The organism is Pantoea sp. RG18 (assembly GCF_025910075.1).
In the GTDB taxonomy this organism is placed as follows: Bacteria; Pseudomonadota; Gammaproteobacteria; order Enterobacterales; family Enterobacteriaceae; genus Pantoea; species Pantoea agglomerans.
Window position 1 is genome coordinate 165,781 of record NZ_JAPCIL010000027.1, and the last position, 6,557, is coordinate 172,337.

At 42.3% G+C, this 6,557-nt stretch carries 8 protein-coding genes; 4 read left to right on the top strand and 4 right to left on the bottom strand.

Translation table 11 applies throughout. The features are described from left to right. Positions 1-25: 25 nt before the first annotated feature. From OK409_RS22330 to OK409_RS22345, 4 genes are all read right to left on the bottom strand, one after another. A complete protein-coding gene (locus tag OK409_RS22330; protein ID WP_052271916.1) occupies positions 26-763 on the bottom strand; it encodes a molecular chaperone in 738 nt (245 codons plus the stop codon). A gap of 62 nt (positions 764-825) precedes the next feature. Continuing rightward, the gene (locus tag OK409_RS22335; RefSeq protein ID WP_010256772.1) at positions 826-1,356 is read right to left on the bottom strand and encodes a fimbrial protein; all 531 of its coding nucleotides are present in this window, start codon (positions 1,354-1,356) and stop codon (positions 826-828) included. Between the two features lie 94 nt (positions 1,357-1,450). Then, positions 1,451-1,672 (bottom strand): hypothetical protein, encoded by a 222-nt coding sequence (locus tag OK409_RS22340; RefSeq protein WP_010256766.1) that lies wholly within the window; start codon positions 1,670-1,672, stop codon positions 1,451-1,453. Positions 1,673-1,681: 9 nt separating this feature from the next. Then, positions 1,682-1,999: a hypothetical protein gene (locus tag OK409_RS22345; protein WP_010256762.1), complete on the bottom strand. Its 318-nt coding sequence runs from the start codon at positions 1,997-1,999 to the stop codon at positions 1,682-1,684. 1,025 nt (positions 2,000-3,024) lie between these two features. On the opposite strand from OK409_RS22345, the gene OK409_RS22350 reads away from it, so the two are divergent. The 4 genes from OK409_RS22350 to OK409_RS22365 all read left to right on the top strand — a co-directional run. Beyond that, positions 3,025-3,615: a helix-turn-helix domain-containing protein gene (locus OK409_RS22350; protein ID WP_033770258.1), complete on the top strand. Its 591-nt coding sequence runs from the start codon at positions 3,025-3,027 to the stop codon at positions 3,613-3,615. A 45-nt stretch (positions 3,616-3,660) separates the two neighbouring features. Further along, the gene (locus OK409_RS22355; RefSeq protein ID WP_010256756.1) at positions 3,661-4,296 is read left to right on the top strand and encodes a helix-turn-helix transcriptional regulator; all 636 of its coding nucleotides are present in this window, start codon (positions 3,661-3,663) and stop codon (positions 4,294-4,296) included. A gap of 140 nt (positions 4,297-4,436) precedes the next feature. Further along, positions 4,437-5,156, top strand: a complete 720-nt coding sequence (locus tag OK409_RS22360) for a hypothetical protein (RefSeq protein ID WP_132499665.1) — start codon at positions 4,437-4,439, stop codon at positions 5,154-5,156. 213 nt (positions 5,157-5,369) lie between these two features. Further along, a partial coding sequence (locus tag OK409_RS22365) for an Ig-like domain-containing protein (RefSeq protein ID WP_264367556.1) occupies positions 5,370-6,557 on the top strand: 1,188 nt, incomplete at its 3' end.

Consider the following 6,557-nt stretch of genomic DNA (forward strand, 5'->3'; position numbering starts at 1 on the left):
TATTACCCCTGATGAGTTACCAAAGTTACTGACTAATTTTGGCGTCTACATTGCGTGCAGCGCCATAATCATCCAGATATTGATAATGAAAGTTTGTTTTTATTTGATTTGCGTTCAATCCTTTTAGGGAGAAGCTTTTTGTTTCGCCTGGTGCAAGCATTTCTCCCTTTTCACTGACTACTTTTCGCCCCGCGTTATCCTCGGCATTGATCTGTGAAACGTTGACGTAAAACGAAGAGTTATTGGTTGCTGTCAGCTGATTCGCTTTCTCCCCTTGATGCCAGATAAGACCCGACGCTGCTTCTGTGGCTTGCATCGCATCGAACCGGGCTGGGCGAAAGAAAATTTTGATGCGACTACGAATAGCCATTTGCAACTGATTTTGATTCGCAAGGCTTTTATCGCGAGGAGGGATGTCGAGTACGTTAAGCCAGAATACCGACTCTTTATCTTTGGGCAGGTTTGAACCGGTATAAACGATACGTAATGTCTGTCCTTTGTTAGCCTCCATACGGAAAACAGGCGGTAGCAAGACAAACGGTACGTTTATTTTATCCAGTGCTTCATCAGGATTTCCATTGTCAATCCAGGCCTGTACCAGCGCAGGTTGATTGCCATGGTTATCTAAGCGGACTGTGACTTCTTTTTCTGTTGCGGGGTAGATTACCCGGGTGCCGATAATCGTCACGCTGGCAAAAGCCGATGAGGTCACCGTAAAAGCCAGCAGACAGGAGATCAAAAATTTAAAACTTTTTTTTTTCATGATTTTGACAGAAATGATGATAGAGGAAGAGAGGTGGGAACAGATGCTCCCACCATAATCAATTACAGGTAATTGATTGAATAGTTCACAGCTGATAAGACGGTACCAGCAGTAGCTGCACCAGTTGCATAGTACTGAGCAGAATAGGTCAGAGTACCTGCACCAGCAGTCAGAGCGACAGTTTTTGGAGAGGTGGTCTGCTCAGTGCTACCCGCGTTCAACACGCCATTTCCGCTATCCAGCAGCTGCAGGTCAACATTCGTTGCAGTACCAGTATTGGTCAAACGACCATCAGCATTGACGTTGGCACCTTGTTCAAAGTAAGCGTACACGTCACCAGTCGTAGCTGAGCAATTGCTCAGCGCCATAGTGAAGCGAGTGTTACCTGCAGTCTGACCAGATGTGCTTAAAATACTACTTGCTACTTTAGGCAGTGTAACGGTTGCAGTGCTGCCGCCGCCGTTTACGCTTACAGTACAAGTCTGAGACGCAATATTTCCTGTGAAGTTAATGGTGCCATCTGAAGCTTCAGCAGCATTAACGTGAGCAGCAGCCAGCATCAGACCAAGAGCAACCATAGATAACTTTTTCATATACTTTCCTTTGTATAAAATAATTAATAACATCAATTAATGAACGATTTAATAATCGTTCACTTCCCTGGAGGATTCATTCCTCACAAGAGAATTAGAAAATCAGCAATCCAAATACGACTGCTGCTGCGACACCAACAATACCCATGCCAAAGGCAGACCCACTAACCGGGTTCGCTGCTGGAATTGAGTCTGGGCGCGTCCATTCAGTTTTCTCTTCTGAGCTTGCGCCTAGCTGCTTAAAGAAATCCAGGATCACCGAAGTTAATGAACCACCGCTAACGCCTTCGATTTCTTTATTGTTCAATTCACGCATGTTGTTTCCTTAAGCTGTAATTACAGATGCATTAGGATCAAACTGGTTTTCAACGACCGCGTTAAACCAGCCTGCCGTGCTATCCCAGCCATTCATAGCACCATATAAAGCACCATCAACAAGACCAAGGACTGCGCCGACAATCAGACCTACACCGGCAGAGACAATACCAACGCCTAACACGCCACCGGTGCTTCCGCCACTCATTCCCCATTTAAGACCAAAAGAACTAATACCCGTAACGGCACCGACAACTACAGCGCCAATAAAGTCAAAAAAACCTGCTCCTGAAACGTTTTGCATTTCAAAAGATGTTAACTCTCTCATCGATATCTCCATGTATCATTTTTTCAATATTATTATTTATGCCGCTTCTAGCGAACGGCGCTATTAGAATGGGTGGTCATAAAAAATGAAATAGTAAAACATCCATAATTCTTCTTTTGTTATCGTAAGCAAGGATATGGCTATTATATTTTTACATAATATTAACTGCTGTTGGTATTCTGGAATTTTTTGAGCGTACATTATTCTTATGCGTGATTTAACCATTAACAGCACTGCTTATGCCTGATGCTTAAAATTATCTGGCATCCGGGAAACGCATGCCATGAACGCGGTTCAGTAAAACTGATTCATCTATGAATAAGCTTGTGCATAAAGCCATGAGTTAATGATTTCACTTGCCTGAATGTGAAGTCATTTGAGAAGTGGAATTAAAAAGGGAAAAATCCCATTTGCCAGCGCTTGGTGCTTTAAGCTAAATAAATCATATTTATCAGGATAAAAAACTAAATATATAAAGATAATCAATTTAAGTATCTGTTTAATGGGTGTCGTGGTTTAATTCCTTCCATGCAATGCTGCCTGACAGCGTAACTTTAGTAAGGAGTATTAACATTGATGCCAATTTGATTTGTTTCTTTTCAGCCATGCTGGAAAATTGAGAGAGGTGTTTAAATGCGTGCTTTTAAAATAGCATGCTCATAACATCATCTTTCAAATGGTAATGGGAAATTCTTTTTTTAGGAAAAAAGTTATAACACTGCCCGTAAGGTGCTACAAAGTAGATTTATGTGCTAACTAAACAGCGTTTGAATGGTGTAAGATCTGGTTATTGTTTCTCTTATTAGCCTGAATGTCTTTATTTATTTGTATTTGCGGTTTTGAATTTTGTTGGGACGGTTTTATTATAGTGGAACCGATAAAGACTATTTTTAACTGCCCGAGTTATGGAGGCGAGCTCAGGTAAGCGAGTACACCAGGCGAAAGAGAAAGAGACTATAAAAAACTGATTTTACGAATTGTTGCTAATCACTGACCAATGCGTCAGTTAGATTGAGTTAATTAATATGTATAGAGTGACTGAAAATCATGAACGGATCATCGATGCATTAGCAGGATTTACGCAGATTGCTAATCCAGATGAAATTTCAAGAGGCAAGCGCCGTTATCATTTGACTAAAGATCATGTACGTCGCGTTATGTTCATTCTTGACGGCGATTTTTTACTTAAACTTAAAGGCGAGAATAAGGTTTTGAATATCTTATCCGCTCCGTTTGTTGTCGGCGTCACTCCAGCTTTAGACGAGCCGCCAGTCTATCTGGAACGAGTCGATTATGGAAAAGTCAGTTTCATTGACTATGACGTGTTCTGGCGATTGGTTTTTGAGAAAGATCTTTTTAATGACGCAATGTCTATTTTATCAGGACAGTATTCTGATCTGATGAATTACATTCAGTTACCAAAAAGTAACTCATATGATGAAGTTCTTTCTTTGATTGAAAGATGGAAAAAACTGCCGACTCATTTAAAGAAACGATTTTCAGCACTATATCTTATTGAAAATAGTTCTCATTTATCAAAAAGTTCCATTTGCAGAGTGCTCAAGGAACTAAAAGAGAAAGGCGAATTGGTATTGATTAACGGTAAGTTCACCTGAATATAATATTTGTCATCGTGAATTTTGTGATGCTGAAGGGAAAAAATGGATGTTAATGTGGTTTGTACGGATGACAATTACTTCTTCAGACTGGGCATATCAAAGGTAATTGAGGAGGCACTGCTATCTGATGCAGAAGTAAAATTTTTATCAGGTTTTGATAGTCATAACCTGCGGCAGGCTGACTTCATCCTGATCAATGTTTCGCAATGGCGTCTTTATATGTGTCAACCCGCTTATCGCGAGCGAAAGCCTGGCAGTATCATATTGGTATTTACCGATGATTTCGGAGAGAAAATTAAAAACCCGTTACCATTTTGTTATCAATCTTTGCTTGAAGTGTCAAAAAGGGATTCGGTACGTTTAATCACTGAGAAAATAACCAAGGCCTGGTTAAACACTCAGGGAAGAGTTATGGGATATCTGCCTTCAGACTGTTTACGGTGCGAATTTGCACGTATCACCGTGGTGCAACTTCAGGTGCTTAGTTTTTTGAAGAAAGGATACAGTGTAATCCAGACAGCAAAAAGGTTAGATTTGTCAGTTAAAACAATCTATGCACATAAATATAATGTGATGAGAAAGTTCGCTCTGAAAGGAGACAAAGAATTTAATGCATTTATCAATGATGTCTCGTTGCTTGAACTTTACAAAGGAGTTATCAATGTAAATGAGATTTAACGTTATCCAGAGGCGTAGGCTCACCCTTCTGCGCTGTTTAAATTTCCCATTTTTTATTTTTTAAGGAGTTGTCAACTCCTGTTCAACATCGGATATAAGGTGTTTTAAATATAGTGATTAAGCACCTTAAGGAGAGTTATATGGAAAATAATTCACGTTTAACATGCAAAGCATCGAATAGTCCCTTTAAATTTATGCAGGGAGCAATGCTGAGTATGGTTTTATTACTTACAGGCTACCTGTACTGCAATTATGTTGAGGCGGCGCCATTGCAGAACGCTCCTGCGCCATCGTTATTTAAAGAAGTCAAAAATGACAAGGCGCCGGAGCAGATACACGACCCGCGTGCGCACATTATTGTCTACCGTATTGATGAAAAAAATCCTGCCGCATCAAAACGCGTCGTTAACGTATTTGTTAATAATCAATACTATACTAGCGTAATGTCAGGTGATAGAGGGACTGAAATTAGTGTGTGTCCTGGCCAGAAAAAACTGGACGTTATGTTCAGCCAGCATGATTTTGTCCAGCCAGCAAAAATTGAAGTACCCACACCAGAGCTGAAATCAGGTGAGCGCTATTACTATCAGTTAGCGGTAAATGATCAGCAGAAAATCACGGCGCGTCTGGTGCCTGCAAAGGAAGCTGAATCTGTTTTAACCAGTCTCAAAGCACAATCACGTACGTTATCGCGTGTAGTGAATGAACGTTCTTGTTCTGAAGCGGGCGAGTCAAAACTATTGAATCACCCGGTGGCTTCTTCACTATTAAATTCTGACAGTAGTCATGCTCAGAGCAATGCTATGAAGATAGCTGATAAAAGCAGTAAAGCTCAGGGCGCTGCATACTCACTGCATTGATGCAATCTGGCACCATATTTTTTATTAATCAGTTCTGATAATGCCGTTCACTGACTCCAGAATCAAGAGTTGTGCTGGAAGCAATGTCAGGATTGCAGATTATCTCGTCATAAAATCACGGTTATTCGAAGTATATGAATATAGAGATTAAGGGTTTGTGAAAGCCTTATTTCTGTTGAATTTAATCAATCCTCGTTAATTAAGAAGGTTGTTATGTTGAAAGTGAACTTGCGTGGTGTGAAGGGTATTATCTCTTCATACACTGTTGATACAAAATCTGAAAATCCTACAACGATCAAAGTTCCGCATCAGGGTGCATTAAATATAGAACTGATCGATAGCGCTACAGGACATGCTCCGCAAATGGTTGTAACCAGGCGCGTTGGCAATAATCTGCAGCTTTTCTTTAGCCAGGATGATTCTCAGCATCCTGATATTGTACTGGAAGATTATTATGATAATGAAAACGTTCATCTGATTGGGCTGGGCGAAAACGGTCAATTTTATGAATATGTGCCGACTTCCGGCGATGTGGCTGAATACCCGCCAGCTTTAACTGAAGGTCAGAGCGGTGAACAGGTATTAGGTGGTGAAGGATATGCCAGTGCCGATCCGCTGACTGCCAGTCACAACAATTTTGGTTGGTTGCCTTTTATGCTGCTGGGCGGCGCGGCAGGCGGCGTTGCTATTGGTGCGTCCGGGCGTGGTAGCAGTGGCCATGACTCTTCCGCTAAGAGTGTATCGGTGACACTTGATCCTGTTGCGGACAGTGATAATGATGGTCGTCCAGAGTTTTCCGGAACATCGAATAGCCCTGACTCACAGGTTGTCATTCAACTGCCTGATGGCACCCAGATCACGACCCAGACGGACAGTGAAGGTAACTGGTATGTGGAAGCACCGACTTCACAACCAAATGGCACCGTCACTGTTACGGTAACTGATAGTGCGGGCAATAGCGGTAGCCTGACTGAAGAGTTTACTGACACCTCTTCGCCAGAAGCGGCGGTTATAAATAGCAATGATGATGAACAAATCTCAGGTAAAGCAGAACCTGGTTCAACTGTGGTTATTTCCGATGGCAGTACCGGTGAAACCACCACGGTTGTAGTTGATGAAAATGGTGACTGGAGTATCCAGCCTAACCCTGTCCATGAAGGGGATACCGACGTAACTATCGTGGTTGTCGATCCTGCGGGTAATGTCTCTCCGCCGTCCAACGGTTCCCGACCGGACATAACTCCTCCAGATAACATCAACTCCGGCATTGTCAGTGACTCAGTCACCCTGACGGACGACGTCGGTGCGATCACCGGCGAGATTGCCAGCGGCTCGGTCACCGACGACGCGCGGCCGACCCTTTCCGGCGACGCAACCGCCGACATCGATCGCGTCAATATC